The 25,016-nt window shown below is 67.1% G+C and carries 20 protein-coding genes; 12 read left to right on the top strand and 8 right to left on the bottom strand.

Going from position 1 to position 25,016, the window contains the following annotated elements:
- Positions 1-8: 8 nt before the first annotated feature.
- Genes EJJ38_RS12435 through EJJ38_RS12425 form a run of 3 tightly spaced genes read right to left on the bottom strand, consistent with a single transcriptional unit; the run spans position 9 to position 1,798 of the window.
- Positions 9-467: a proton-translocating transhydrogenase family protein gene (locus EJJ38_RS12435; RefSeq protein ID WP_127090467.1), complete on the bottom strand. Its 459-nt coding sequence runs from the start codon at positions 465-467 to the stop codon at positions 9-11.
- Positions 464-1,615, bottom strand: coding sequence for a Re/Si-specific NAD(P)(+) transhydrogenase subunit alpha (locus EJJ38_RS12430; protein WP_127090466.1), 1,152 nt, complete (start codon positions 1,613-1,615; stop codon positions 464-466). Before EJJ38_RS12430 ends, EJJ38_RS12435 begins: the two co-directional genes overlap by 4 nt.
- Positions 1,616-1,645: 30 nt before the next feature.
- Positions 1,646-1,798, bottom strand: coding sequence for an aa3-type cytochrome c oxidase subunit IV (locus EJJ38_RS12425; RefSeq protein WP_127090465.1), 153 nt, complete (start codon positions 1,796-1,798; stop codon positions 1,646-1,648).
- Between the two features lie 351 nt (positions 1,799-2,149).
- Between EJJ38_RS12425 and EJJ38_RS12420 the strand changes: the two genes are divergently transcribed.
- Positions 2,150-3,262 carry a PA0069 family radical SAM protein gene (locus tag EJJ38_RS12420; protein WP_245454227.1) on the top strand — a complete coding sequence of 371 codons (1,113 nt, stop codon included), beginning with the start codon at positions 2,150-2,152 and terminating at the stop codon, positions 3,260-3,262.
- Between the two features lie 14 nt (positions 3,263-3,276).
- Positions 3,277-3,723 carry a VOC family protein gene (locus tag EJJ38_RS12415; protein WP_127090463.1) on the top strand — a complete coding sequence of 149 codons (447 nt, stop codon included), beginning with the start codon at positions 3,277-3,279 and terminating at the stop codon, positions 3,721-3,723.
- Between the two features lie 131 nt (positions 3,724-3,854).
- Here the strand turns inward: EJJ38_RS12415 and EJJ38_RS12410 are convergent, their stop codons facing one another.
- On the bottom strand, positions 3,855-4,817 hold the full coding sequence (locus EJJ38_RS12410) for a DUF1775 domain-containing protein (RefSeq protein ID WP_127090462.1): 963 nt from the start codon (positions 4,815-4,817) through the stop codon (positions 3,855-3,857).
- A gap of 40 nt (positions 4,818-4,857) precedes the next feature.
- Positions 4,858-5,214 carry a hypothetical protein gene (locus EJJ38_RS12405; protein ID WP_127090461.1) on the bottom strand — a complete coding sequence of 119 codons (357 nt, stop codon included), beginning with the start codon at positions 5,212-5,214 and terminating at the stop codon, positions 4,858-4,860.
- Between the two features lie 243 nt (positions 5,215-5,457).
- Here EJJ38_RS12405 and EJJ38_RS12400 point away from each other — a divergent pair, with 243 nt between their 5' ends.
- Positions 5,458-5,946, top strand: a complete 489-nt coding sequence (locus tag EJJ38_RS12400; protein WP_127090460.1) for a DUF6790 family protein — start codon at positions 5,458-5,460, stop codon at positions 5,944-5,946.
- Between the two features lie 23 nt (positions 5,947-5,969).
- The gene (locus EJJ38_RS12395; protein WP_420836885.1) at positions 5,970-7,328 is read left to right on the top strand and encodes an ABC1 kinase family protein; all 1,359 of its coding nucleotides are present in this window, start codon (positions 5,970-5,972) and stop codon (positions 7,326-7,328) included.
- Positions 7,329-7,331: 3 nt separating this feature from the next.
- Here the strand turns inward: EJJ38_RS12395 and EJJ38_RS12390 are convergent, their stop codons facing one another.
- Positions 7,332-8,147 carry a hypothetical protein gene (locus EJJ38_RS12390; protein ID WP_127090458.1) on the bottom strand — a complete coding sequence of 272 codons (816 nt, stop codon included), beginning with the start codon at positions 8,145-8,147 and terminating at the stop codon, positions 7,332-7,334.
- Between the two features lie 463 nt (positions 8,148-8,610).
- Here EJJ38_RS12390 and gltB point away from each other — a divergent pair, with 463 nt between their 5' ends.
- Positions 8,611-13,308: a glutamate synthase large subunit gene (gltB, locus tag EJJ38_RS12385; RefSeq protein ID WP_127090457.1), complete on the top strand. Its 4,698-nt coding sequence runs from the start codon at positions 8,611-8,613 to the stop codon at positions 13,306-13,308.
- A gap of 260 nt (positions 13,309-13,568) precedes the next feature.
- Positions 13,569-14,993 (top strand): glutamate synthase subunit beta, encoded by a 1,425-nt coding sequence (locus tag EJJ38_RS12380; RefSeq protein ID WP_127090456.1) that lies wholly within the window; start codon positions 13,569-13,571, stop codon positions 14,991-14,993.
- A 76-nt stretch (positions 14,994-15,069) separates the two neighbouring features.
- Here the strand turns inward: EJJ38_RS12380 and EJJ38_RS12375 are convergent, their stop codons facing one another.
- Both EJJ38_RS12375 and EJJ38_RS12370 read right to left on the bottom strand, forming a co-directional pair.
- Positions 15,070-15,651, bottom strand: coding sequence for a YqaA family protein (locus EJJ38_RS12375; protein ID WP_127090455.1), 582 nt, complete (start codon positions 15,649-15,651; stop codon positions 15,070-15,072).
- Between the two features lie 568 nt (positions 15,652-16,219).
- Positions 16,220-17,254 carry a 2-dehydropantoate 2-reductase gene (locus EJJ38_RS12370; RefSeq protein WP_127090454.1) on the bottom strand — a complete coding sequence of 345 codons (1,035 nt, stop codon included), beginning with the start codon at positions 17,252-17,254 and terminating at the stop codon, positions 16,220-16,222.
- 205 nt (positions 17,255-17,459) lie between these two features.
- Between EJJ38_RS12370 and EJJ38_RS12365 the strand changes: the two genes are divergently transcribed.
- From EJJ38_RS12365 to oxc, 6 genes are all read left to right on the top strand, one after another.
- Positions 17,460-18,341: an IclR family transcriptional regulator gene (locus EJJ38_RS12365; protein ID WP_338021871.1), complete on the top strand. Its 882-nt coding sequence runs from the start codon at positions 17,460-17,462 to the stop codon at positions 18,339-18,341.
- Between the two features lie 356 nt (positions 18,342-18,697).
- The gene (locus EJJ38_RS12360; RefSeq protein ID WP_127090452.1) at positions 18,698-19,711 is read left to right on the top strand and encodes a Bug family tripartite tricarboxylate transporter substrate binding protein; all 1,014 of its coding nucleotides are present in this window, start codon (positions 18,698-18,700) and stop codon (positions 19,709-19,711) included.
- Between the two features lie 293 nt (positions 19,712-20,004).
- Entirely contained in the window at positions 20,005-20,511 is a 507-nt protein-coding gene (locus EJJ38_RS12355; RefSeq protein ID WP_127090451.1) for a tripartite tricarboxylate transporter TctB family protein, read from the top strand.
- A 147-nt stretch (positions 20,512-20,658) separates the two neighbouring features.
- Positions 20,659-22,173, top strand: a complete 1,515-nt coding sequence (locus EJJ38_RS12350; protein ID WP_127090450.1) for a tripartite tricarboxylate transporter permease — start codon at positions 20,659-20,661, stop codon at positions 22,171-22,173.
- Between the two features lie 339 nt (positions 22,174-22,512).
- Positions 22,513-23,148: a GntR family transcriptional regulator gene (locus tag EJJ38_RS12345; RefSeq protein ID WP_127090484.1), complete on the top strand. Its 636-nt coding sequence runs from the start codon at positions 22,513-22,515 to the stop codon at positions 23,146-23,148.
- A gap of 69 nt (positions 23,149-23,217) precedes the next feature.
- The gene (gene oxc / locus EJJ38_RS12340) at positions 23,218-24,948 is read left to right on the top strand and encodes an oxalyl-CoA decarboxylase (protein ID WP_127090449.1); all 1,731 of its coding nucleotides are present in this window, start codon (positions 23,218-23,220) and stop codon (positions 24,946-24,948) included.
- The last annotated feature ends 68 nt before the right edge of the window (positions 24,949-25,016 follow it).

The raw sequence follows: 25,016 nt of genomic DNA, 5'->3' as shown, positions 1-25,016 counted from the left end.
CAACGTCCTCACTTCTTCTTTTGATACATGGCGAGCATGCGGCTGGTCACGAGGAACCCGCCGAATATGTTCACCGATGCAAAGACCAGGGCGATGAATCCGAAGATGCGCGCCCCCCAGGAATGACCGGCATCACCGGCCGTCGAGACACCCACCGCCAGAAGCGCGCCCACCACGATCACCGAGGAGATGGCGTTGGTGACGGACATGAGCGGGGTGTGGAGCGCCGGGGTCACCGACCACACCACGTAATAGCCAACGAAAACCGCCAGCACGAAGATGGCGAGGCGGAAGACGAAGGGGTCGATGGCGCCGCCCGTGGCGGCATGGGCCGCCGCGCCGAGCGCGGTGGCCGCCTGGTCGGCATAGATCTGGGCGGCTTCGGCCGCCTGGCGCGCGACTTCCGCCGCGGCGCGGGCCTGCGCGGCGGCATCCACCGCCGTCTGGGCTGCGATGGGGCTGCTCATTGCACGGCTCCCTCAACCTTGGGGGCGAAATTGGGGTGAACGACCGCGCTGTCGCGGGTCAGAAGAGTGGCCTTCACCAGTTCGTCGTCCCACTTCACGGCAAGGGCCTTGGCCTGCTTGTCGATCATGGTTTCGAGGAACGCATAAAGGTTCTTCGCATAAAGCTGCGACGCGGACGCGGCGATGCGGCCGGCGGTGTTGAGATGGCCGACGATCTTCACGCCGTTCACCTGCGCTACCTCTCCGGGCACTGCGCCTTCCACGTTGCCGCCGCGCTCGACCGCGAGGTCGATGATCACCGAGCCCGGCTTCATGGAGGCCACCATGGCGGCGGTGACGAGCTTCGGCGCAGGACGGCCCGGAATGAGCGCGGTCGTGATGACCATGTCCTGCTTCTTGATGTGCTCGGCGACGAGGGCCGCCTGCTTGGCCTGATATTCGGCCGACATGGGCTTGGCATAGCCCGCTGCGGTCTCGGCCTGCTTGAACTCCTCGTCCTCAACCGCGACGAACTTGGCGCCCAGCGATTCCACCTGTTCCTTGGCGGCGGGACGCACGTCCGTGGCGGTCACCACCGCGCCGAGGCGGCGGGCGGTGGCGATGGCCTGGAGGCCCGCGACGCCCGCACCCATGATGAAGCAGCGGGCGGCCGGAACCGTGCCCGCGGCGGTCATCATCATCGGCAGCGCGCGGCCGAACTCGGACGAGGCGTCGATGACGGCGCGATAGCCGGCGAGGTTCGCCTGCGAGGACAGAACGTCCATCACCTGCGCACGGGTGATGCGGGGCATCATCTCCATGGCGAAGGTGGCAAGGCCCGCATCGGCCAGGGCCTTCAGCGCGTCCTCGTTGCCATAGGGATCCATGATGGCCAGAACCAGCGCGCCCGCCTTGTAGTCCGGCAGTTCCGCAGTGGTGGGACGGCGCACCTTGAGAACCACGTCCGCGCCCGCGAGCGCGTCATGCGCCGAGGCGGCGATGGTGGCTCCGGCGGCTTCATAGTCCGCGTCGATAATGCCCGACTTCAGGCCGGCGCCCGTCTCGACCGCCACCGTGGCGCCGAGAGTCACCAGCCGCTTGACCGTATCCGGGGTCGCAGCGACCCGCGGCTCGCCGAGATCAACCTCGGCGGGTACAGCGATTTTCATTGAAACGTCTCCGAGGCCCGAGGGCGCGATTCAGAGGAGGAAGAACCACATGAAGACCATGAGCAGAGCGACTGCGATCGTCCCCCATTTGGTCAGGTTCGTAAACAGCGCGTAGGTGCGCGCATGCTCTTCGTAATCGTTGCCTTCGGCGGTGGCGTATTCCAGCGTGCCGTGTTCGGCCATGGCGTCTTCCCCCTAGCATGCGGTAGCTCTGGCCCTTTACCGGAGAAGGGCAACTGTGGCAACTCGCTCTGGTCCACAGTATACAAAATTCATCGGTTTTCAATGCTGCTCAGCAGGTTCATTTCGGAAAAATGTTCTTGTTATGTTCCTATTCTCGATTATGCTTGGAACATGGCTTCTCTATATGAATCCAGCGTTTTTCCGCTCGGGCCCCAAGGGCCCGCAAATGCTGCGCCGCCGAAGGCGGAGAGCGCGTCCTCGGACGGCAAGTCCGCTCCTGCGGCGAAAAAAAGCACGCGCGCCGCGCGCATTCTGGGGCGGCTACAGGACGAGAGGGCTCGTGCGCCCGAAATCCCGCCCTTGGACGGCCCTGGATACGAGCCGGAGCGCGGCACGGGGGTGGAGGCGGAGCGGCGCCGGGGGCGGGGGGCGGTGTCCAATGCGGCGGGGCGGTTCGAGCCTGCCGCGCGCATCCTGTTCGATGACGGCTGGCAGAGCCTGGAGGACCTTCCGCCGCTGCGCACCGAGGTGACGGAGGAGCGGGCGCGCACCATCATCACCCGCAACCAGTCGCCCGATATCGGCTTCGACCGCTCCATAAACACGTATCGGGGCTGCGAGCACGGCTGCGTCTATTGTTTCGCGCGGCCGACCCACGCCTATCACGGCCTCTCCGCAGGGCTGGATTTCGAGACCAAGCTGTTCGTGAAGCCCGATGCGCCGGAGCTGTTGGCGCGGGAACTGTCCCATCCCGCCTACAAGCCGCGCATCATCGCCATCGGCACCAATACCGACCCCTACCAGCCCATCGAGAAGCAATATGCGCTGACGCGGCGCATCCTGGAGGTGCTGCGCGACTTCGGCCATCCGGTGGGGATCGTCACCAAGTCCGGCCTGATCGCGCGGGACCTGGACATCCTCTGCGATCTCGCGAGTCGTGATCTCGTGAAGGTGGCGATTTCCATCACCACCCTGGACCACAAGCTGGCGCGGGCCATGGAGCCCCGCGCTTCCACGCCCGGGCGGCGGCTGGAAACCATCCGGCGCCTGTCGGAGGCGGGCATCCCCACGGCGATCCTGACGGCGCCCCTGATCCCCGCCCTCAACGACATGGAGATCGAGCGCCTTCTGGAAGCGGGCAAGGAAGCGGGCGCGCGGGAGGCGGGCTATGTGACCCTGCGCCTGCCGCTGGAGATCGCCGACCTGTTCAAGGAATGGCTGGTGACCCATGTGCCCGACAAGGCGCGCCATGTGATGGCGCTGGTGCGGGACATGCACGGGGGAAAGGACTACGATTCGGCCTTCGGCACGCGCGGCAAGGGGATCGGCCCCTATGCCTGGACCATCGGCCGCCGCTTCGAGATCGCCGCCCGCCGCCTGGGCCTCGCGGGGCGAGGCCTGAAGCTCACCACGGCCCATTTCCGCCGCCCGGTGCAGCCCGGCGAACAGCTTTCGCTTTTCTGAGAAGGACGCCCCGGATGGATGAGACACTCACCCCCGCCTTGCGGCTGACCCTGGTGACGCTGGGCGTCGGCGACCTTGCCCGCGCCATCGCCTTCTATGACGGGCTCGGCCTCGTGCGGCGGGCGCGCAAATATGACGGCGTCGCCTTCTTCGAGGTGGGCGGGGCGGTGCTGAGCCTCTTTCCCCGCGCGGACCTCGCCGCCGATGCGGGTGTGGCGGACACGCCGCCGTCTGCGTTCTCCGGCGTGGCCCTGGCCTGCAACCTCACAAGCCCGCAGGAGGTGGATGCGCTGCTCACCCGCGCCGCCGCCACGGGCGGGCGCCTCGTGAAGGCAGCGCAGGCCGTCTTCTGGGGCGGCTATTCCGGCTATTTCGCCGATCCGGACGGCCATTTGTGGGAAGTGGCCTTCAACCCGTTCACCGGGTTCGATGTGGCCGGCAATCTGGTGCTGGAAGACTGAGGGCGCGCCTGCGCCGGGACGGACTGATGCGGTTCGCTCATATCCGTCGAGGCCGGCGGCCGGAGGGATCGCGGCGCGGGCCTGCCTGCCGCGATCCTGCCGGGTGCCGGTTCCCTCTTAGAAGGGAAGGGTCAGTGCTTGTGCTCGCCGTGGCCGCCCGCGGCGGGGGCGGAAGAGGGCGCACCCGCGCCGATGCCGCGCACGTCGAAGGTCACGTCCACGGTGCCCGCCTTCTGGAAGGTGAGGGTGCCCTTCACGCTGTCGCCTTCCTTCAGCGGCTGCTTCAGGTCGAAGAACATGAGGTGATAGCCGCCGGGCGCGAAGCTGACGCTGGCGCCGGGCGGAATCTCCAGGCCGTCCGCCAGGGGGCGCATGGTCATCACCCCGTCCTTCATCGCCATTTCATGGATTTCCACCCGCCCTGCCTGGGCGAAGGTGCCGCCTGTCAGCCGGTCCGGCGTGGTGCCGCCATTGGTGACGGTGAGATATCCGCCCGCCACCTTGGCGCCGCCCGGCGTCGCCCGCGACCAAGGCGTGGCCACGGCGAGGTCACCGGCCTTGGCCACCGCACCCGCGTCCGCAGCCGCGGCCAGCTTCAGGCCGGGGGCGGGATGGGCGGGCTTGGGAGTGGCGGCGCCGGGAATCTCGTTCCAGTCGGACGTGAGGGTGCCGCAGGTCTGCAGGGTGGGGAAATAGAGCGTCTTCGGCGCGGCGTCCGGCGCCAGATAGGCGACGAAGACGAACTCGTCATAATTGGCGTTGGACAGGCTGCCCCCGGACCAGGAGACGCTGCGCACCCCCTGGCTCACGGGCGGGCCGTGCATCACCGCGTAGGACTTCTCATAAGGGCCGGTCTCGGTGGCCAGCGTCCAGCCGGGCTTGGGCTGGGGCTTCACATTCACCACCCCTTCGGGGATGGACACCTTGATGCTGGTGGTGGCGGCATCGCCGCAGCCATGGGGCACGCGCAGCACGCCCTTGTAGAAGGTGCCGGACGTGGCCTCCTTCTGCTCCAGCGTCACATGGGCGAAGGCGGGGGCGGAAAAGAGGAGGGCGGCCGCGCAGGCGGCGCCGTTCAGGAACAGGCGGGACATGGAACGTCTCCGAAGGATGTAAGGACGAAAGGGCGGCGGGTCAGGCGACCCGCGGCGGTCCTCTCGCCTCGCATCCGCGCCGCTTCAGCGGCGTCGGGGCGTCCGTGCTCTCGATCCCGATCCGCAACACGGTCCAGCGCCGCGCCGGAGCCGATGCATCCTGTGCTTCGATACGATCGAAAGTCGGCTGGGCCGCCGCGCATCCCAGCGTGCAGCACACGCCGTCATGGCTGGTGGGTTGTGGTGCGGGGGTCTCTCCGCGCGAGGGGGGGCACATTTCACCCGCATCGGCGAAGCCCTGCGCGGCGAAGGCGTGGAGGGTGCCCGCAAGACTGCCGGCGAGGCCCTGGAACAGCAGCGCATAGGCGATGAGGAGCCGAAGGGCCCACCGTCTCACCGTGCCGCTCGCTGTCGTTCGCGCGTCCATGAGCGCTGTGTAGACCGGCGCCGGGCGAGAGGAAAGCGGAGCGGGCGCGCGGGGCGCTGGCGGGGACCGGCGTTTGGTGTAAGTCTTGGCTTGGATCCCGTGGGCCACAGCGCGGGCCCGCCGCTTAAGGGCCTGTGCCAGGGGCGTTTTTCGGATCGCGACGCGGGTCCTGCGACCCATGTTCGCGGCGTGGGCTGCCGGGGGAGGACGAGGATGGTTTTCTGGTTTCCCATCATCATGTGGGTGCTGGCGATTTTCGTCGCGGGCGTGACCTATGGCCGGATCCCGAAGCCCCGTCCCCCGGGCGCGCTGGCGCAGGCGCTCATCCGTTCCATCATGCTGTTTCCCGTGGGCATACAGGGGCTATGGGGCGCGCTCGGCCATCTCGGCTTTCCCGCCCAGACGGCGGCTTCCATCGGCTGGGCGCCGAGCCCGTTCCAGTTCGAGGTGGGCGTCTGCAATCTCGGCGTCGGCGTGGTGGGCCTCATCGCGGCCTATCGCACCAGCTGGAACTTCCGCCTCTCCTTGTCGCTGTTCATGCTGTTCTTCCTGGGCGGCGCGGCGTGGGGGCACATCATCCAGATGGTCAGCACGGCCAATTTCGCGCCGGGCAATGCCGGGCCCATCTTCTATACGGACATGCTCACGCCCGTTTCCCTTCTCATTCTCCTGGCCCTCACCCGCAAGTCCGCGACCCCCTGAGGGCCGGACGCGAAGGAGCCGTGATGTCCGACGACCGTGAACGCGACCGATTGTCCGCCCGCGCGGCGCGCTATGCGCGTGTGGGCGCCAATGTGGGGGGCGTGGCGGCGCGGATCGCCGGAACCCGCCTCCTGGGCCTCGATCGCGGGGAGGGGAATGCGGCCGCGCTGGCCTCGGCCCTGGGCGGCCTGAAGGGGCCGCTCATGAAGGTGGCGCAGCTCATGGCCACAGTGCCGGACCTGCTGCCGCCCGAATATGCGACGGAACTCCAGAAGCTACAGAGCGACGCCCCACCCATGGGCCGCGCCTTCGTGCGTCGCCGCATGATGGCGGAGCTGGGGCGCGACTGGCAGAGCAGGTTCGCGCGCTTCGACGAGACCCCCGCCGCCGCCGCCTCGCTGGGGCAGGTGCACCGTGCGGTGGCCCTGGACGGCGAGGACGTGGCCTGCAAGCTCCAATATCCCGACATGCAGGCGGCGGTGGAGGCGGACCTCAATCAACTGGACGTGCTGTTCGCCCTGCATCGCCGCATGAACGGCGTCATCGATACCCGCGAGATCGCCGGTGAGATCGGGGCGCGGGTGCGCGAGGAACTCGATTACCGTCGCGAGGCGCGGCACGCGGCGCTCTATGGGGTGATTCTGAAGGACGAGCCCCTGGTGCGCGTCCCCACTGTGCGCGAGGACCTGTCCACCGGCCGCCTGCTCACCCTTCACTGGCTGGAGGGCGAGAAGATATTGGGCTTCGTGGATCACGCGCCGGAGGAGCGCAATCGGTTGGCCCGCGCCATGTTCGCCGCGTGGTGGCTGCCGTTCAGCCGGTTCGGCGTCATCCATGGCGACCCGCATCTGGGCAATTACACCGTGTTCCGCGACGGGGAGGGGCAGCCTGCGGGAATCAACCTGCTGGACTATGGCTGCATCCGCATCTTCCCGCCGCGCTTCGTGGCGGGCGTGGTGGATCTCTATCGGGGCCTGCTGGAAGGCGATGACGCACGGGTGGTGCACGCCTATGAGGTCTGGGGCTTCAAGGGGCTGAAGCGGGAGCTGATCGACGTCCTCAACATCTGGGCGCGCTTCATCTACGGCCCGCTCATGGACGACCGGGTGCGCACCATCGCGGACGGCGTGGAGCCCGGCCAGTATGGGCGGCGGGAAGCCCATCGCGTGCACATGGCCCTGAAGGAACTGGGGCCCGTGACGGTGCCGCGCGAATTCGTCTTCATGGACCGCGCCGCCATCGGGCTCGGCGCGGTCTTCCTGCATCTGAAGGCCGAATTGAACTTCCACCATTTGTTCGAGGAAGCCATTGACGGCTTCAGCGAGGCGACGGTGACCCGGCGACAGGCCGATGCCCTGCGCGCGGCGGGCCTGACGGCCTGACGGCTATTGCGTTCCGCGTGAGAGAACCGAGGCGGAGCCCGCGGAAACGCCGTCGCCGGGCGTGACTGCGCCCGACCCCGTGGGCGCATAGCTGTGCGCGGGCGGGGGCGCTGCCGGCGGTGTCGCGGGCGGCATGGCGGGCGGTTCGGCCATGGCGGAGGGCGGCGGAACATCCGGGGGCGCCACGGCCGCCGCGTCCGGGCCGTCATCATCGTCATCGTCACCGGGGCCTGCATCCGACGGGCGCGGCTGGGGCATGGCGACGGGCGGGCGCGCGGCGACGGACGGGCGCGGCGCGGCGGGCGGCGGCGTGTAGCCGGCGCTGCCGGGTGGGGGATAAGCCGGACCGAGCGGGCGCAGGCGGCCTGTGAAGGCGTCCACGCCCAGCAGCACCGGGCCGCTGTCGGCATTGGCGGTCATCATATAGGTGTTGCCGTTCAGCACCGCCCGGCCCACCTGGTCGTAGCCGAGATTCTGCGCGATGGCGCGAGCCTGGGACGGCGACATCATGCCCTGCGGTCCCGGCGGCGGCGCACCGTAACCGTTGGGCGGGCCGTAATTGGGCGGCGGGGCGTAGGACTGCGCGGGGGGGCCGTAGTTCGACGGCGGCGGCCCGTTATAGGACGGCGCATAGCCGTAAGAGGGCGCGTAGATCTGCGCGCCGTAGCCGGGCGGCGTCGTGCCTTCCGCCGGAACCACATATTGCGGCGGGGGCGGGGCATATTGGGTGGCGCCAGGATTGTACTGCGCGTGCGCCGCGTCTGCGGCGACGGCGGCCGTCGCGAGAGCGGCGATCTTCAGGGGCAACCGGAACCGCATAGGGCACCTTCCACGGACACGCGCCGAATAGAGACTGCCATTGCGGCACGGATGCGACTCCGGCCGAGGCCCACCGGAGCACCATCCTGCCGGGGCTTGCTGGTCCGAGGCTGTCCTCGCGCGGGAGCACGCAGGCGGGGGCACGCGGAAGGCTTCTTGCGCCGCAACACCGTTGCGCGGAAGCGTGGCCCGCCGTACCGTTGTTGCGCAGAAGGGCTCATCCACGCAATTTCCGCAGGCTGATCCGCGTTCGACGCAGGGCGGCGGCCTTGTGGATGTGAAGCTTTTCTGTCATGTTCCGCGAGATAGGGCAGTCCTGCTTCCCTATCATTCGCACATTCCGGGTTCGAGAGCGTGCATCCGGCCAAAGGATGCGCGCCTTCGCGTGCCCGGCCGCTTCCGGGGGGAGCGGTGGAGAGGACGGATCGCGGGCGAGAGCCCGCTTAATGGAGAGGGCGGAGCGATGGCGACGGATCGCATGGACAGGGTGAACGCGGCTCATGTGGCTGGGGCCACCGCCGTCAAAACCGCGCCCATCGTCGGCCGACCGCCGGCCTCGGGCCTGTTCGACCCCGCGCAGGAGCGCGATGCCTGCGGCGTCGGCTTCATCGCCGACATCAAGGGGCGCAAGTCCCACAAGATCGTCGAGGACGGCCTCAACATCCTGCTCAACCTGGAGCATCGCGGCGCCGTGGGCGCGGACCCGCGCGCGGGCGACGGCGCGGGCATGCTGGTGCAGATCCCGCACCGCTTCTTCGCCAAGGAGACCGCGCGCCTCGGCTTCACCCTGCCCGAGCCCGGCCAGTATGCGGTCGGCCATATCTTCATGCCGCGCGACCCCGAGGGGCGCGAGATCGTGCGTGAGACCTTCGAGCGGGTGATCGCGGAGGAGGGGCTCGCCTTCCTCGGCTGGCGCGACGTGCCCACCGACAATTCGTCGCTGGGCGTCAGCGTCCTGCCCACCGAGCCGCACCATCTCCAGGTCTTCATCGGCCATGGCGAGCTTCCCCAGAGCGAGGATGACTTCGAGCGCCGCCTGTTCGTGGTGCGCAAGGTCATCTCCAACGCCATCTATGACGCGAAGGATTCGCGGCTCGCCGGCTATTATCCGGTGTCCCTGTCGTGCCGCACCCTGGTCTATAAGGGCATGTTCCTGGCCGACCAGCTGGGCGCCTATTATCCCGATCTGCACGACCCGGATTTCGAGAGCGCGCTCGCCCTTGTGCACCAGCGCTTCTCCACCAACACCTTCCCGGCCTGGCCGCTGGCGCACCCCTATCGCATGGTGGCGCATAACGGCGAGATCAACACCCTGCGCGGCAACGTCAACTGGATGGCGGCGCGGCAGGCGAGCGTGGATTCCGAGCTGTTCGGCGCGGACATCTCCAAGCTCTGGCCCATCTCCTATGAAGGCCAGTCGGACACGGCCTGCTTCGACAATGCGCTCGAATTCCTGACCCAGGGCGGCTACTCGCTGCCCCACGCGGCCATGATGCTGGTGCCCGAGGCGTGGGCGGGCAACCCGCTCATGGATGAGGAGCGGCGCGCCTTCTACGAGTATCACGCTGCCCTCATGGAGCCGTGGGACGGCCCGGCCGCCATCGTCGCCACCGATGGGCGCCAGATCGTCGCCACGCTGGACCGCAACGGCCTGCGGCCCGCGCGCTACATGGTGACGAGCGACGACACCATCGTGCTCGCCTCCGAAATGGGCGTGCTGACCCTGCCCGAGGAAAAGATCATCACCAAGTGGCGCCTCCAGCCCGGCAAGATGCTGCTGGTGGACCTTGAGGAAGGCCGCCTCGTGCCCGACGAGGAGGTGAAGACCGCCCTCGCCAAGGCCCATCCCTACAAGGAGTGGCTGAAGCACACCCAACTGGTGCTGGAGGAGTTGCGCCCCGTGGAGGCGCGCGAGGTGCGCACCGACGTGTCGCTGCTCGATCGCCAGCAGGCGTTCGGCTACACCCAGGAAGACATCAAGCTGCTTCTGCCCCCCATGGCCGTCACCGGCCAGGAAGCGGTGGGCTCCATGGGCACGGATACGCCCGTCTCGGTGCTCTCCGACAAGTCAAAGCTGCTCTACACCTATTTCAAGCAGAACTTCGCGCAGGTGACGAACCCGCCCATCGACCCGATCCGCGAGGAACTGGTCATGAGCTTGGTCTCCTTCATCGGCCCGCGCCCCAACATCTTCGACCTGGAAGGCACGGCCCGCCGCAAGCGGCTGGAGGTGCGTCAGCCCATCCTTACCAATGAGGATTTGGAGAAGATCCGCTCCATCGGCTTCATGGAAGAGCGGTTCGACACCCGCACGCTGGACATTACCTATCCGTCCGACAAGGGCGCCGCCGGCATGCCGGACGCCCTCGACCGCCTGTGCGAGCGCGCCGAGGCGGCGGTCCATGGCGGCTACAACATCATCATCCTGTCCGACCGCATGACCGGGCCGGACCGCATCCCGATCCCGGCGCTGCTCGCCACCGCCGCCGTGCACCACCATCTCATCCGCAAGGGCCTGCGCACCTCCGTGGGCCTCGTGGTGGAGACCGGCGAGGCGCGCGAGATCCACCATTTCGCCTGCCTCGCGGGATATGGCGCGGAAGCCATCAACCCCTATCTCGCCTTTGAGACGCTGGTCGCCATGCGCGACGAGCTGCCGGAGGAGGTTGACGACTACGAGCTGGTCAAGCGCTACATCAAGTCCATCGACAAGGGGCTGCTGAAGGTGATGTCCAAGATGGGCATCTCCACCTACCAGTCCTATTGCGGCGCGCAGATCTTCGACGCGGTCGGCATCTCCTCCGAGCTGGTGAACAAGTATTTCTTCGGCACCGCCACCACCATCGAGGGTGTCGGCCTCGCGGAGATCGCGGAAGAGACCGTGCTGCGGCATCGCCTCGCTTTCTCCGACGCGCCGGTCTACCGGCTCGCGCTGGATGTGGGCGGCGAATATGCCTACCGCATGCGCGGCGAGGCGCATGCCTGGACGCCGGACAGCGTCTCGCTGCTCCAGCATGCGGTGCGCAGCAATGCGCAGGACCGCTATCGCGCCTTCGCCAAGATGATGGACGCGCCCGAGAACCTGCTCACGGTGCGCGCGCTGTTCCGCATCCGCGACGCGCAGGAGATCGGCAAGGCGCCCATCGACATCAGCGAAGTGGAATCCGCCGCCGATATCGTGAAGCGGTTCGTCACCGGCGCCATGTCGTTCGGCTCCATCTCGCGCGAGGCGCACACCACGCTCGCCATCGCCATGAACCGGATCGGCGGCAAGTCGAATACGGGTGAGGGCGGCGAGGAGCCGGAGCGCTTCAAGCCCCTGCCCAACGGCGACAGCATGCGCTCGGCCATCAAGCAGGTGGCCTCGGGCCGGTTCGGCGTGACGGCGGAATATCTCGTCAATTCGGACGTGATGCAGATCAAGGTGGCCCAGGGTGCCAAGCCCGGCGAGGGCGGCCAGCTGCCCGGCCACAAGGTGGACGCGGTCATCGCCAAGGTGCGCCACTCCACTCCGGGCGTCGGCCTCATCTCGCCGCCGCCGCACCATGACATCTATTCCATCGAGGATCTGGCGCAGCTCATCTACGACCTGAAGAACGTCAATCCCGATGCGGACGTGTCGGTGAAGCTCGTTTCGGAAGTGGGCGTGGGCACGGTGGCGGCTGGCGTCGCCAAGGCGCGCGCCGACCACATCACCATTTCCGGCTTCGAGGGGGGCACGGGCGCGTCTCCGCTCACCTCTCTGAAGCATGCGGGTTCGCCCTGGGAGATGGGCCTCGCCGAGACCCAGCAGACGCTGGTGGCCAACCGGCTGCGCGGGCGCATCGCCCTGCAGGTGGACGGCGGCTTCCGTACCGGGCGTGACGTCATCATCGGCGCCATGCTGGGCGCGGACGAGTTCGGCTTCTCCACCGCCCCGCTCATCGCGGCGGGCTGCATCATGATGCGCAAGTGCCACCTGAACACCTGCCCGGTGGGCGTGGCGACGCAGGATCCCGTGCTGCGCAAGCGCTTCAAGGGCACCCCCGAGCACGTCATCAACTACTTCTTCTTCATCGCCGAGGAAGTGCGGGAGATGATGGCGGCCCTCGGCGTGCGCTCGCTGAACGAGATCGTCGGCCGCTCCGACTATCTCGACCAGACCAAGGCCATCGACCACTGGAAGGCCAAGGGCCTGGACTTCTCGCGCATCTTCGCCCAGCCGGATGTGCCCGCGGACGTCTCGATCTACCACACCGAGCGCCAGCACCATCCCATCGAGACCGTGCTCGACCGCACGCTCATCAAGAAGGCCATGCCGGCGCTGGAGAACGGCGAGAAGGTGGTGATCGAGAGCCCCATCCGCTCGGTGGATCGCTCGGCCGGCGCCATGCTGTCCGGCCAGGTGGCCAAGCGCTATGGCGGCGCCGGCCTGCCGGACGACACCATCGAGGTGCATCTCACGGGCACCGCGGGCCAGGCGTTCGGCGCCTTCCTCGCGGCGGGCGTGACGCTGAACCTCGTGGGCGAGGCCAACGACTATGTGGGCAAGGGCCTCTCGGGCGGCCGCATCATCGTGCGCCCGCCGGCCCACAGCGCCATCGTGCCGGAGAATTCCATCATCGTCGGCAACACCGTCATGTACGGCGCCATCGAGGGTGAGTGCTTCTTCCACGGCGTGGCCGGGGAGCGCTTCGCTGTGCGCAATTCGGGGGCAATCGCCGTCGTTGAAGGCACTGGCGACCACGGTTGCGAGTACATGACCGGCGGCATCGTGGTGGTGATCGGCCCCACCGGGCGCAATTTCGCGGCCGGCATGTCGGGCGGCGTCGCCTATGTGCTGGACGAGGACAAGAGCTTCGCCAAGCGCTGCAACCTGTCCATGGTCGATATCGAGCCCGTGGAAGAGGAAGAAGATCTTCTGGAGCGCCTCCACCACCATGGCGGCGACCTGGAGTTCAAGGGCCGTATCGACGTGCAGGGCGACATGTCGCGCCATGACGAGGAGCGCCTGCACCAGCTCATCGCCAAGCACCTGCATTATACAGGCTCGGCGCGGGCGCAGACGATCCTGGACAATTGGGCCGATTATCGCGGCAAGTTCGTGAAGGTGATGCCGGTGGAATACCGCCGCGCCCTGCGCGAAATGGAGAAACTGCGCGGCCTGCAGGCGGCGGAGTAGCTTCCTCATCGTGCGCTGCCGCCGATCCCTCTCCCGCTTGCGGGGGAGGGGGGCGAGCGAAGCGAGGATGCCCTGTCGTGCTTCGGAGGCCGGCTCGCCGCTGTGCGGCGTGCCCCTCCCTACCCCTTCCCCGCAAGCGGGAGAGGGCATTGCGGCGCACTCAACCAACCGCACCGCAAAAGCAGAGTCCCCAAGCTGGAACAATTCTTGTAATGGAGCTAATCGGCGCAGGCTTGCGACGGGCTCCCGGAGGAGTGGGTATGGGCAAGGTTACGGGTTTCCTTGAGATCGATCGGCGGGAGCAGAAGTATCAGCCCGCCTCCGACCGGATCCGTCATTTCCGTGAATTCACCCTGCCTTTGCCGGATGCCGAGGTGGTCAATCAGGCCGCCCGGTGCATGGATTGCGGCATTCCCTTCTGCCACGGTCCCACCGGCTGCCCGGTGCACAACCAGATCCCGGACTGGAACGACCTCGTCTATCAGGACGACTGGGAGGAGGCGGCGCGCAACCTGCACTCCACCAACAATTTCCCGGAATTCACCGGCCGCGTCTGCCCCGCCCCCTGCGAGGAAGCGTGCACGCTGAACCTTGAGGACATGCCGGTCACCATCAAGACCGTGGAGCAGTCCATCGCCGACAAGGCGTGGAAGATGGGCTGGATCAAGCCCGAGCCCGCGGCGGTGCGCACCGGCAAGAAGGTGGCTGTCATCGGCGGCGGCCCGGCGGGCCTTGCCGCCGCCCAGCAGCTCGCCCGCGCCGGGCACGACGTGCACCTCTATGAGCGCGAGCCCAAGGCCGGCGGCCTGCTGCGCTATGGCATCCCCGACTTCAAGATGGAGAAGCACCACATCGACCGCCGGGTCGCGCAGATGGAAGGGGAGGGCGTTACCTTCCACTACGGCGTCAATGTGGGCGTGACCACGAGCCTCCAGGACCTGCTGGATTCCCATGACGCGGTGCTGATGGCGGGCGGCTCGGAAGCCCCGCGCGATCCGCAGCTGCCGGGCCAGGAGATGGAGGGCGTGCATTTCGCCATGCCCTATCTGGTGCAGCAGAACCGGCGCGTGGGTGGCGAGGACGTGAATCGCGACCTGCCCATTCTGGCCGCCGGCAAGCATGTGGTGGTGGTGGGCGGTGGCGATACGGCTTCCGACTGCGTGGGCACCGCCTTCCGCCAGGGGGCGCTCTCCGTCACCCAGTTGGATATCCGCCCCGTGCCTCCCATGAAGGAGGACAAGCTGGCGGTGTGGCCCTTCTGGCCCACCAAGTTCCGCACCTCCTCCTCCCAGGCGGAAGGCGCCGAGCGCGAGTTCGCCTGCGCGACCCTGGGCATTGAGGGCCGGAACGGCCGCGTGACCGGCGTGAAGTGCGCCCGCGTGGACAGCCGGCGCCAGCCGGTGCCCGGCACGGAATTCGTGCTGCGCGCGGATCTCGTCTTCCTCGCCATCGGCTTCGCCCATCCGCTGGTGGAAGGCATGCTGGCGCAGAGCGGCGCGGCGCTGGACAAGCGCGGCAACGTGGCGGCGGACGAGGAGAGCTACCTCACCTCCACGCCGCGCCTCTATGCGGCGGGCGACATGCGGCGTGGCCAGTCCCTGGTGGTGTGGGCCATCCGTGAAGGCCGCCAGGCGGCCCATGCCATCGACAAGGATCTGATGGGCGTGACCACGCTGCCGCGTTGATCGCCCCGACAGGTCGGAAAAACAGAAAAGGCCCTCCGCATGGAGGGCCTTTTTCGTTTGCGCCGCCGGGGTGTCGTCAGAACAGATAGACCGCCGCCACGAGGCCCACCACCACCACCAGGAACAGGCCGATGGTGACCAGGCCGAGCCGCTTCTCGATGAATTCGCGCGCGGCCGGGCCGAAATAATTCAGTAGCGCCGCCAGCAGGAAGAAGCGGGCGCCGCGCGTGATGAGCGACAGCACCACGAACCAGAACAGATTGTAGTTGGCGAAGCCCGACGTGATGGTGACCAGCTTGTAGGGGATGGGCGTGATGCCCTTCAGCAGGATCACCCAATGCCCGTACTGGGCATAGGCATGGCGGAAGGCATCCACCTTGGCGCCGTAGCCGTAGAGATTGATGAGGAACAGGCCGACGCTGTCATAGAGCAGGGCGCCGATGGCGTAGCCCACGAGGCCGCCCGCCACCGAGGACAGTGTGGCGATGAGCGCGTAGCGCCACGCCATTTCCGGCCGTGCCAGCGTCATGGGCACCTGGAGCACGTCCGGCGGGATGGGGAAGATGGAGCTTTCCGCGAAGGACACGATGCCCAGCGCCCAGGGCGCGGAGGGCCGCGAGGAATAGGCGAGCACCCAGTCGTAGAGCTTGCGGAGCATGGAGTGGAGGTCTTCCCGCAGGAGATGTCGGCTCCGCATAGACGGCGCCCGCGTGCCTGTCCAGTTGACCCTTGGGAAGCATGTGTTGCGCCGCAGCGACAGGGTTCGCGCTTTTGTTTCCGAAGAGCGACGGGCGTGTGGAACTCGGGTGGCTCGTCGTGCATTAACCCTGCCGACGAAGGTGGGTTGGGACGGAAACGATTCTCCCACCGGATTTAACTTTTTGGGAACCTCTGTGGCGCAGCGTGCCTCAATCGCGCACCCGCGCTCCCCAGTTCTTCCCGTTCGATGAGTGGCCCCATGTTGAAGCGCATCGCAGTTTTCGCGACCCTGGTTCTCGGCTACGCCCTCGCCGGCGTCGCGCTCTCCACCGGAGATGTGGCGGCCACCGGCGCTGCGATCGCCATCGCCACCGAGTGATCCGCGCCGTCTGACGTGCGCCGGGCCCCATGGGCCCGGGCCGTGAGGCGCAGCTTCAGAGAGTGCCTGACATGAAGAGGCCCCCGGCGCACTGCGCCGGGGGCCTCTTATGTTTCCGGTGCCCGATCGGTTGAGTGTGCCGTCCCCCTCAGTGACGGGTCTTCTCCGGCGGCAGGTCGGCGGCAGTGAGCGGCGGGGTGGCGAGATGGCCGCCGAGGCCCGCCATGGCCGCGCGCTGGCGCACCAGGGCCAGCACTACATCCAGGGTGGGGGTGGGCACCTCCAGCAGGCGGCCCATTTCCTGGACGGCGGTGACCAGCGGGTCGATCTCCATGGGGCGATCCCGCTCCAGGTCCTGGAGCATGGAGGTCTTGTGGCCGCCCACGGCGCCTGCGCCATTGATGCGGCGCTCCACGTCCACGCGGAAGTTCACCCCGAGGCGACGGGCGATGGTCTCCGCTTCCGTCATCATGGCGCGGGCCACGGCGCGGGTGTCCGGGTCGGTGGCGATCACGTCCAGGGTCGCGTGGGTGAGGGCGCTGATGGGATTGAAGCAGAGATTGCCCCACAGCTTGAGCCACATCTCGTCGCGGATATTGGTCATGACGGGCGCGCGCAGGTTGGCCTCTTCCATGAGCGTGCTGAGCCGCGTCACGCGGTCCGTCACTTCGCCGGAGGGCTCGCCCAGCGGGAACTTGTCGCCATAGACGTGCTGGATGACGCCGGGCGCCACCACTTCGGTGGCGGGATAGACGATGCAGCCGATGGCGCGCTCGGGCCGCAGGACCTCCCACTGCTTGCCGCCGGGATCGATGCTCTGCAGGGTCCGGCCCTCAAGCGCGCCGCCATGCTTGTAGAAATACCAATAGGGCACGCCGTTCACGGCCGTGACGACGCTGGTGTCATTGCCCAGCAGCGGGCGCATGCGGTCCACCACGGACGGCACCGAATGGGCCTTCAGGGCGATGAACACATAGTCCTGCGGCCCGAGCTCCGTGGGATCGTCCGTCGCGCGCACCCGCGCCACCTGCTCCTCGCCGCCGATCAGCAACTTCACGCCGTTCTGCTTCATGGCTTCCAGATGGGCGCCGCGCGCCACCAGGCTCACATCCGCGCCGGCCTGGGCCAGTTTCACGCCCAGATAGCCGCCGATCGCTCCCGCGCCATAGATGCAGATTTTCATGGCGAAGCCTCCCGTATCGTTGATGGTGTATATTGTATGCCAATAACGTGGGCGCAGGTTTGCCTGCATCCCCATGCCCCAAGAATATTTATGGGATATTTTTCCGTAATATGGAAAATTGCCGCAGGTGGTCGCACCTTGGTGCGCGCGGGGCGTGTGCCCCTTGCCCAGGCAGGGGAAAAAGCGCCTTCTAGGGCAAGGCCGAATGATAATCGGCCCGGCCAATATGTGCGGAGGGGCTATGGAGGACCAGATCGCCTTGCCGCGGCGCCGAGGCCGACCCGCGTCCGCGTCGGACGGTGGTGAGGTTCAGTCGCTGGATCGGGCCATCGCGCTATTGCGTGTGCTGGCCGAGGCGGACGGCATGAGCCTCAGCGATATCACCAAGCGCACGGATCTGCCGGCCTCCACGGCGCACAGGCTTCTCGCCACGCTCCAGAAGCGCCAATTGGTGAATCACGACCAGGAGAACGGCCTGTGGACCGTGGGCCTCGGCCTGTTCCGCATCGGCGCCGCGTATCTGCGCATCCGCAAGCTGCCGGATGTGGGCCGCCCCGTGATCCGGCGCCTGCTGCATGAGACTGAGGAGACGGTGAACCTCGCCATGTTCGACGGCAACGAGCTGGTGGTGGTGGGGCAGGCGGAGGGGCATGCGCCGGTCCGGGCCTTCTTCCGCCTGGGCGCCCGGCTGCCGCTCCATGCCACGGCGGCGGGCAAGGCGGTGGTGGCGGCGGCCAGCCCCGCCTTTCGCGGGGCCTGCCTCGCGCAGGTCCGCTACGAGGCCTTCACCGTGCGCACCCATCGGTCCGAGCGGGAACTGGTGGACGACATCGTCGCTGTCTCCGCGCGCGGCTACGCGATCGACAATGAGGAGCATGCGGCCGGCATGCGCGCTGTCGCGGCCGCCATCTTCAACGAGTGGCGCGAGCCCATCGGCGCGGTGTCGGTGTCCGGCCCGTCCGTGCGCATGAGCGACGACCGGGTGGAGCGCTTGGGCCGCCGCATCGTCGCCGCCGCCGACCAGATGACACGCCTCTATTCGGGCGCTGACGAGACCTTGCCGCCGGAATTCGTCGCCTATCGGTGATAAGGTGGTGGGCCAAGGACCACCTGTGATTGTTCAAGTCCCGGACATTGCAGGATGTTTTCCGTCCGGCCGCGAGCGGCGCGTGGTGCCGCTTCAGGTGCTGCTTTGCAGCAAATGGCCAGTGCGCGTGCAGCAAATATCTGCGCATTTTCCCTGAAATATTTTATGCAAAATACATGACGCATGTATTCGGCGCACCGAATTCAGAATTGCTGATTTCCATTGCGTGAGGTTGACATACAATATACTCTTTCCAAATCCACCAAACGCCAAGGTGGTAAGAAGATAAAATTCTTCAACAGGTTACGCCAAGAATCCGCCTCGTAAGAAGGCGGGCGACCCGGGAGGAAAACAAGATGCGTTCGGCTTTTGCCAGATCAATCCAACGTTTCGCGGCGGTCTGTACTGCGGTTGCGGTTCTCTCCCCCCTGTCCGCATGGGCCTGGGAGCCGACCAAGAACGTCGAATTCATTGTGCCGGCGGGCACGGGCGGCGGCGCCGACCAGATGGCGCGCATGCTTCAGGGCATCATCCAGAAGAACAACCTGATGGCCCAGTCGCTGGTGGTCATCAACAAGTCCGGCGGCGCGGGCGCCGAGGGCTTCCTGGATATGAAGGGGTCCTCGGGCAACCCCCACAAGATCATCATCACCCTCTCGAACCTCTTCACCACGCCGCTTGCCACCGGCGTTCCGTTCAAGTGGGACGATCTCACCCCCGTCGCCATGCTGGCCCTGGACGAGTTCATCCTCTGGGTGAACGCCAAGGCGCCTTATGACGACGTGAAGGGCTATCTGGCGGCCCTCAAGGCGGCGCAGCCCGGCAGCGAATTCAAGATGGGCGGCACCGGCTCCAAGCAGGAAGACCAGATCATCACCGCCGCCATCGAGCAGGCCACGGGCGCCAAGTTCATCTATGTGCCCTACAAGGGCGGCGGAGACGTGGCGGCGCAGCTGGTGGGCGGCCATGTCACCTCCTCGGTGAACAATCCCATCGAAGCGGTGTCGCAGTGGCGCGCGGGCGAGCTGAAGCCGCTCTGCGTGTTCGACAGCCAGCGCCTGCCCTACAAGGAGCCGGTGGCGTCGGGCAAGTCGTGGGCCGACATCCCCACCTGCAAGGACGGCGGCCTCGACATCGAATACCTGATGCTGCGCGGCATCTTCATGGCGCCGAAAGTGACGCAGGATCAGGTCGATTACTATGTGAACCTCTTCAAGAAGGTGCGCGAGACGCCTGAATGGAAGGATTTCATGGAGAAGGGGGCCTTCAACACCACCATGCTCAGCGGCGCCGAATATAAGGCTTGGCTCGGCAAGGCGGCGGAAAGCCACCGCTCCCTGATGGAGAAGGCCGGCTTCATCGCCAAGTAGTCACCTGGTGACTGCTGGCGCATGAGGCGCCGGATGCGCTGCCCTCGGGCGGCGCTCCGGCGGGGCGCCGCCCCTTCCGCGCCGCGCGCGGAACCGGGTCGCAGCCCCAGCCGCCGGGGCGGCCGACATGCAGGCGCAGCCGCATGATCCCCCGCCCGGATGATGATCCCAAATGCCGGCGCGCGCCGCGCCGGCAAGGTCCGGGGTTCCGGTCCGCAGCGACGCGCACGCCCCCGTGCGTGCGTTCCCACGGCCGCATCCCGTCCGATGATCTTCTCGACAGGACGTCAGTCATGGCAATCGAATCCGAAAAGTCCGAGCACACCGTCACCACGCGGACCATGGACATCGTCGTCGCCCTGCTTTTCATGGGCGTCGCGGCGCTCGTCATGGCGGATAGCTGGCGCATTGGCGCCCGCTGGGCGTCCGATGGTCCCCAGGCCGGTTATTTCCCCTTCTATGTCGGCCTCATCATGTTCTTAGCGAGCGTGGGCACGCTGGCCACGAACCTCTTCACCAAGACGCCGAACCTCTCCAATTTCGTGGACCGCGAGCAATTGGGTTCGGTCCTGAAGGTTCTGGTGCCGACAATCGTCTATGTGGTGCTGATCAATTTCATCGGCATCTATATCGCGTCGATGATCTTCATCGCCTTCTTCATGTGGTGGCTGGGCAAATACAGCCCCATGGTCATCGTGCCCGTGGCCATCGGCGTGCCCGCGGTGCTGTTCGTGATGTTCGAGATCTGGTTCCTCGTGCCCCTGCCCAAGGGTCCCATCGAGACCGCGCTCGGCTACTGACCCGCGCCGCCCGCGCGGGCGGCGCCGAACAACCAGCAGATTCCGCAATCCGCCGCCGTTCAGCCGCGGCCCGCAAGCGGGACACCGACCTCAAAACGTCACCCGCACGCCCCGCGCCTGAAGGCCGGGGACCTGGGGAGGAACACAGTGGAAGCGCTCTCAAATCTTATCGGAGGCTTTAGCGTCCTCGGCGACCCGATGAACATCGTCTACATGTTCGTCGGCATCGGACTGGGCGTTCTCATCGGCGTGCTGCCCGGCCTCGGCGGCGCAAACGGGGTGGCGATCCTTCTGCCGCTCACCTTCTCCATGTCGCCGGTGTCCGCCATCATCATGCTCTCCTCCATTTATTGGGGAGCCCTGTTCGGCGGCGCCATCACCTCGGTGCTGTTCAACATTCCCGGCGAACCCTGGTCGGTGGCGACAACCTTCGACGGGCACCCAATGGCCCAGAGGGGCAAGGCGGGCGAGGCCCTAACAGGCGCCTTCACCGGCTCCTTCCTCGGCGCCTTCATCGCCGTGCTGCTCATCACCTTCCTGGCGCCGGTCATCGCCAAGTTCGCGCTGCAGTTCGGCCCGGCCGAATTCTTCGCGGTCTACCTGCTCACCTTCTGTTCCTTCGTGGGCATGGGGCGCGAATCACCCTTCAAGGTGCTGGCGGCCATGACGCTGGGCTTCGCCCTGGCGGCAGTGGGCATCGACACCGTGACCGGCCAGCTGCGCATGACGTTCGGCTCCACCGAACTGCTGCGCGGCTTCGACTTCCTGGTGGCGGTCATCGGCCTGTTCGGCGTCGGCGAGATCCTGCTCACCATGGAGGAGGGGCTCGCCTTCAAGGGCAAGAGCGCCAAGATCAACGCCAAGGTGGTGCTGGAGACCTGGAAGAAGCTCCCGGCCATGTGGGTGGGCGCGCTGCGCTCCGCCGCCGTGGGCTGCTGGATGGGCATCACCCCCGGCGGCGCCACCCCGGCGTCCTTCATGAGCTACGGCCTTGCCAAGCGCTTCTCGAAGAACGGGAAGAATTTCGGCAAGGGCGAGCTGGAAGGCGTCGTGATGCCGGAAGTGGCGGCCCATGCGGCCGGCACCTCGGCGCTGCTGCCCATGCTGACGCTCGGCATCCCCGGCTCGCCCACCGCGGCGGTGCTGCTGGGCGGCCTGCTCATCTGGGGTCTCCAGCCCGGCCCGCTGCTGTTCGTGGAGCAGAAGGACTTCGTGTGGGGCCTCATCGCCTCCATCTATCTCGGCAACATCGCCGGGCTCATCGTGGTGCTCACCACGGTGCCCCTGTTCGCCGCGATCCTGCGCATCCCGTTCAGCGTCATCGCGCCCATCATCCTGGTGATCTGCGCGGTGGGTGCCTACACGGTCCACAATGCGGGCCTGGATATCGCCGTGATGCTGATCTTCGGCGTCGTCGGCTACATCTTCAAGAAGCTCGACTACCCCCTGGCGCCGCTCGTTCTGGCCCTCGTGCTGGGCGATATGGCGGAAAGCTCCTTCCGCCAGGCCATGCTGGTGAGCCAGGGCAATATCGGCATCTTCTGGTCCAACCCGCTGGTGGGCTCCATCGTCACCCTGGCTCTGGCCATGCTGTTCTGGCCGCTGATCACCAAGGTGAAGGAGCGCCTCATGGGCGGGCCGCGCCCGGCTGCCGCCGAGTGAGCGAAACCGGCCCGGCGCTTCGGCGCCGGGCCGTCCCCCGGGGCACAGGCGTGCGCCCGGACGATCCGGCCCCATCACGCGCGGCGTCCTGTCCCTCCGCCCGGCCTTGCGGCCCCGGAGGCCCGTTCCCACCCGCTCCAGATAGCCGGCCACATATCGGACGCGAGCGACCCGGTCGGGGATTGTGTCCATGCCTAGAATACAGTACACAGTATTTCACCGACGGCGCGAGCACCCGACAGAAGGTGCCGGCCACAGGGAAGGGAACATCCGGTGCAGCACGTCGCAGACACACCGAAGCTGAATGTCGAGCCGCTGGGCGCGAGCTCCAGCCTGCGTATGCTCGCTTATGACGCGCTGAAGCGTGCGATCACCGAGATGGACATTTACGGGGCCTCCACCGAGTTCCGGCTGGACGAGCGCCAGCTCTCGGAGGACCTGGGCGTGTCGCGCACGCCGATCCGCGAGGCCATGACCGTGCTGGAGCAGGAGGGCTTCGTGCGCTCCGTGCCGCGCCGGGGCATCTTCGTGGTCCGCAAGACCAAGCGTCAGATCATCGAGATGATCACGGTGTGGGCGGCGCTCGAGGGCATGGCCGCGCGCCTCGCCGCGATCCGCTCCACCGCCACCGACATCAAGGGCCTGCGGCGCCTGTTCGACGATTTCGAGAAGGACCCGCCCGCGGTCCACATGAACGAATACTCGCAGGCCAACATCGCCTTCCATCAGGCCATCATCCGCATGGGCGGCTGCAAGCTCATCGTGGACATGACCGAGAATCTGTTCCTGCACATGCGCGCCATCCGCGCCGTCTCCATGCGGCAGGAGAACCGCTCCGAGACCTCCATGCGGGAGCATACCGGGATCATCGAGGCGCTGGAGGGCGGCGATGGCGACCGCTCCGAGCGGCTCGTGCGCGAGCACACCATGGGCCTCGCGGCCCATGTGGAAAAGCATGGGGTCTTCCCCGAATAGCCCCCGAAAGGGAGCCCGACGGGAACGCCGCAAAATCGAACAAGCAAAGTTTTTCCGGGAGGAAACGGAATGTCCGCACTAGCCCACAGCATCGATGCAGCCCCCGAGCAGGAGCTGACCGATGGCTTCCATCTGGTCATCGACGCCCTGAAGCTGAACGGCATCGAGACCATCTACAACGTGCCGGGCATCCCGATCACGGACCTCGGGCGCATGGCCCAGGCCGAGGGCATCCGCATGGTCTCCTTCCGCCATGAGCAGAATGCCGGCAACGCCGCCGCCATCGCCGGCTTCCTCACCAAGAAGCCGGGCATCTGCCTCACGGTTTCGGCGCCGGGCTTCCTCAACGGCCTCACCGCGCTCGCCAACGCCACCACCAACTGCTTCCCGATGATCCTCATCTCCGGCTCCTCCGAGCGCGAGATCGTGGATCTCCAGCAGGGCGACTATGAGGAGATGGACCAGCTCGCCATCGCCAAGCCGCTCTGCAAGGCCGCCTTCCGCGTGCTGCATGCGGCGGATATCGGCATCGGCGTCGCCCGCGCCATCCGCGCGGCCTGCTCGGGTCGTCCCGGCGGCGTCTATCTGGACCTGCCCGCCAAGCTGTTCTCGCAGGTGATGGATGCCGAGGCGGGCGCCAACTCGCTGGTGAAGGTGATCGACCCGGCTCCGGCCCAGATCCCCGGCCCGGATGCCGTGAAGCGCGCGCTGGACGTGCTCAAGGGCGCCAAGCGCCCCCTCATCATCCTCGGCAAGGGCGCGGCCTATGCCCAGGCCGACGAGACCATCCGCGAATTCGTTGAGAAGAGCGGCATTCCCTTCCTGCCCATGAGCATGGCGAAGGGCCTGCTGCCCGACACCCATCCCCAGTCCGCGGGCGCTGCGCGCTCCACGGCGCTGAAGGATGCGGACGTGGTGGTGCTGGTGGGTGCGCGCCTCAACTGGCTGCTCTCCCACGGCAAGGGCAAGACCTGGGGCGATGCCCCGAAGAAGTTCATCCAGATCGACATCGAGCCCAAGGAAATGGACTCCAACGTCGAGATCGCCGCCCCGCTCGTGGGCGACATCGGTTCGTGCGTCGCCGCGCTGCTGGACGGCATCGACGGTTCTTGGCCGGGCTCGCCCGCCGACTGGACGAAGACCATCGTCACCAAGCGCGACGAGAACATCGCCAAGATGGCGCCGCGCCTCCTGAAGAATTCCGCCCCCATGGACTTCCATGGCGCGCTCGGCGCCCTGCGCACGGTCATCAAGGAGCGGCCCGACGCGATCCTGGTGAATGAGGGCGCCAACACGCTCGACCTCGCCCGCGGCATCATCGACATGTACCAGCCGCGCAAGCGCCTGGATGTGGGCACCTGGGGCGTGATGGGCATCGGCATGGGCTTCGCCATCGCCGCCGCCGTGGAAACCGGCAAGCCGGTGCTGGCGGTGGAAGGCGACAGCGCCTTCGGCTTCTCCGGCATGGAAGTGGAGACCATCTGCCGCTACGACCTGCCGGTCTGCATCGTCATCTTCAACAATAACGGCATCTATCGCGGCACCGACGTGGATCCCACGGGCCGCGATCCCGGCACCACGGTGTTCGTGAAGGACAGCCGCTACGACAAGATGATGGAAGCCTTCGGCGGCATCGGCGTGAACGTGACCACGCCGGACGAGCTGAAGCGCGCCGTGGACGCCGCCATGGACAGCGGCAAGCCCACCCTCATCAACGCGGTGATCGATCCCACCGCCGGAACCGAGAGCGGCCGCATCGGCAATCTCAATCCGCAGAGCGTGGTGAAGCGCAAGTCCTGATCTCGGGACGCGCTGAATACGGCATCAGCCGACCGGGCGGAGCCATGGCTCCGCCCGACATCTCCAGA

The organism is Aquabacter cavernae (assembly GCF_003993795.1).
Taxonomy (GTDB): domain Bacteria; phylum Pseudomonadota; class Alphaproteobacteria; order Rhizobiales; family Xanthobacteraceae; genus Aquabacter; species Aquabacter cavernae.
This window is presented reverse-complemented; position numbering and strand designations above follow the sequence as displayed.

Bases quoted from the DNA above. Each gene is read 5' to 3' on its own strand.
- EJJ38_RS12435 (WP_127090467.1), bottom strand. From the start codon at position 467: ATGAGCAGCCCCATCGCAGCCCAGACGGCGGTGGATGCCGCCGCGCAG.
- EJJ38_RS12430 (WP_127090466.1), bottom strand. From the start codon at position 1,615: ATGAAAATCGCTGTACCCGCCGAGGTTGATCTCGGCGAGCCGCGGGTC.
- EJJ38_RS12425 (WP_127090465.1), bottom strand. From the start codon at position 1,798: ATGGCCGAACACGGCACGCTGGAATACGCCACCGCCGAAGGCAACGAT.
- EJJ38_RS12415 (WP_127090463.1), top strand. From the start codon at position 3,277: ATGGATGAGACACTCACCCCCGCCTTGCGGCTGACCCTGGTGACGCTG.
- EJJ38_RS12410 (WP_127090462.1), bottom strand. From the start codon at position 4,817: ATGTCCCGCCTGTTCCTGAACGGCGCCGCCTGCGCGGCCGCCCTCCTC.
- EJJ38_RS12400 (WP_127090460.1), top strand. From the start codon at position 5,458: ATGGTTTTCTGGTTTCCCATCATCATGTGGGTGCTGGCGATTTTCGTC.
- EJJ38_RS12395 (WP_420836885.1), top strand. From the start codon at position 5,970: ATGTCCGACGACCGTGAACGCGACCGATTGTCCGCCCGCGCGGCGCGC.
- EJJ38_RS12390 (WP_127090458.1), bottom strand. From the start codon at position 8,147: ATGCGGTTCCGGTTGCCCCTGAAGATCGCCGCTCTCGCGACGGCCGCC.
- gltB (WP_127090457.1), top strand. From the start codon at position 8,611: ATGGCGACGGATCGCATGGACAGGGTGAACGCGGCTCATGTGGCTGGG.
- EJJ38_RS12380 (WP_127090456.1), top strand. From the start codon at position 13,569: ATGGGCAAGGTTACGGGTTTCCTTGAGATCGATCGGCGGGAGCAGAAG.
- EJJ38_RS12375 (WP_127090455.1), bottom strand. From the start codon at position 15,651: ATGCTCCGCAAGCTCTACGACTGGGTGCTCGCCTATTCCTCGCGGCCC.
- EJJ38_RS12370 (WP_127090454.1), bottom strand. From the start codon at position 17,254: ATGAAAATCTGCATCTATGGCGCGGGAGCGATCGGCGGCTATCTGGGC.
- EJJ38_RS12365 (WP_338021871.1), top strand. From the start codon at position 17,460: ATGATAATCGGCCCGGCCAATATGTGCGGAGGGGCTATGGAGGACCAG.
- EJJ38_RS12360 (WP_127090452.1), top strand. From the start codon at position 18,698: ATGCGTTCGGCTTTTGCCAGATCAATCCAACGTTTCGCGGCGGTCTGT.
- EJJ38_RS12355 (WP_127090451.1), top strand. From the start codon at position 20,005: ATGGCAATCGAATCCGAAAAGTCCGAGCACACCGTCACCACGCGGACC.
- EJJ38_RS12345 (WP_127090484.1), top strand. From the start codon at position 22,513: ATGCTCGCTTATGACGCGCTGAAGCGTGCGATCACCGAGATGGACATT.
- oxc (WP_127090449.1), top strand. From the start codon at position 23,218: ATGTCCGCACTAGCCCACAGCATCGATGCAGCCCCCGAGCAGGAGCTG.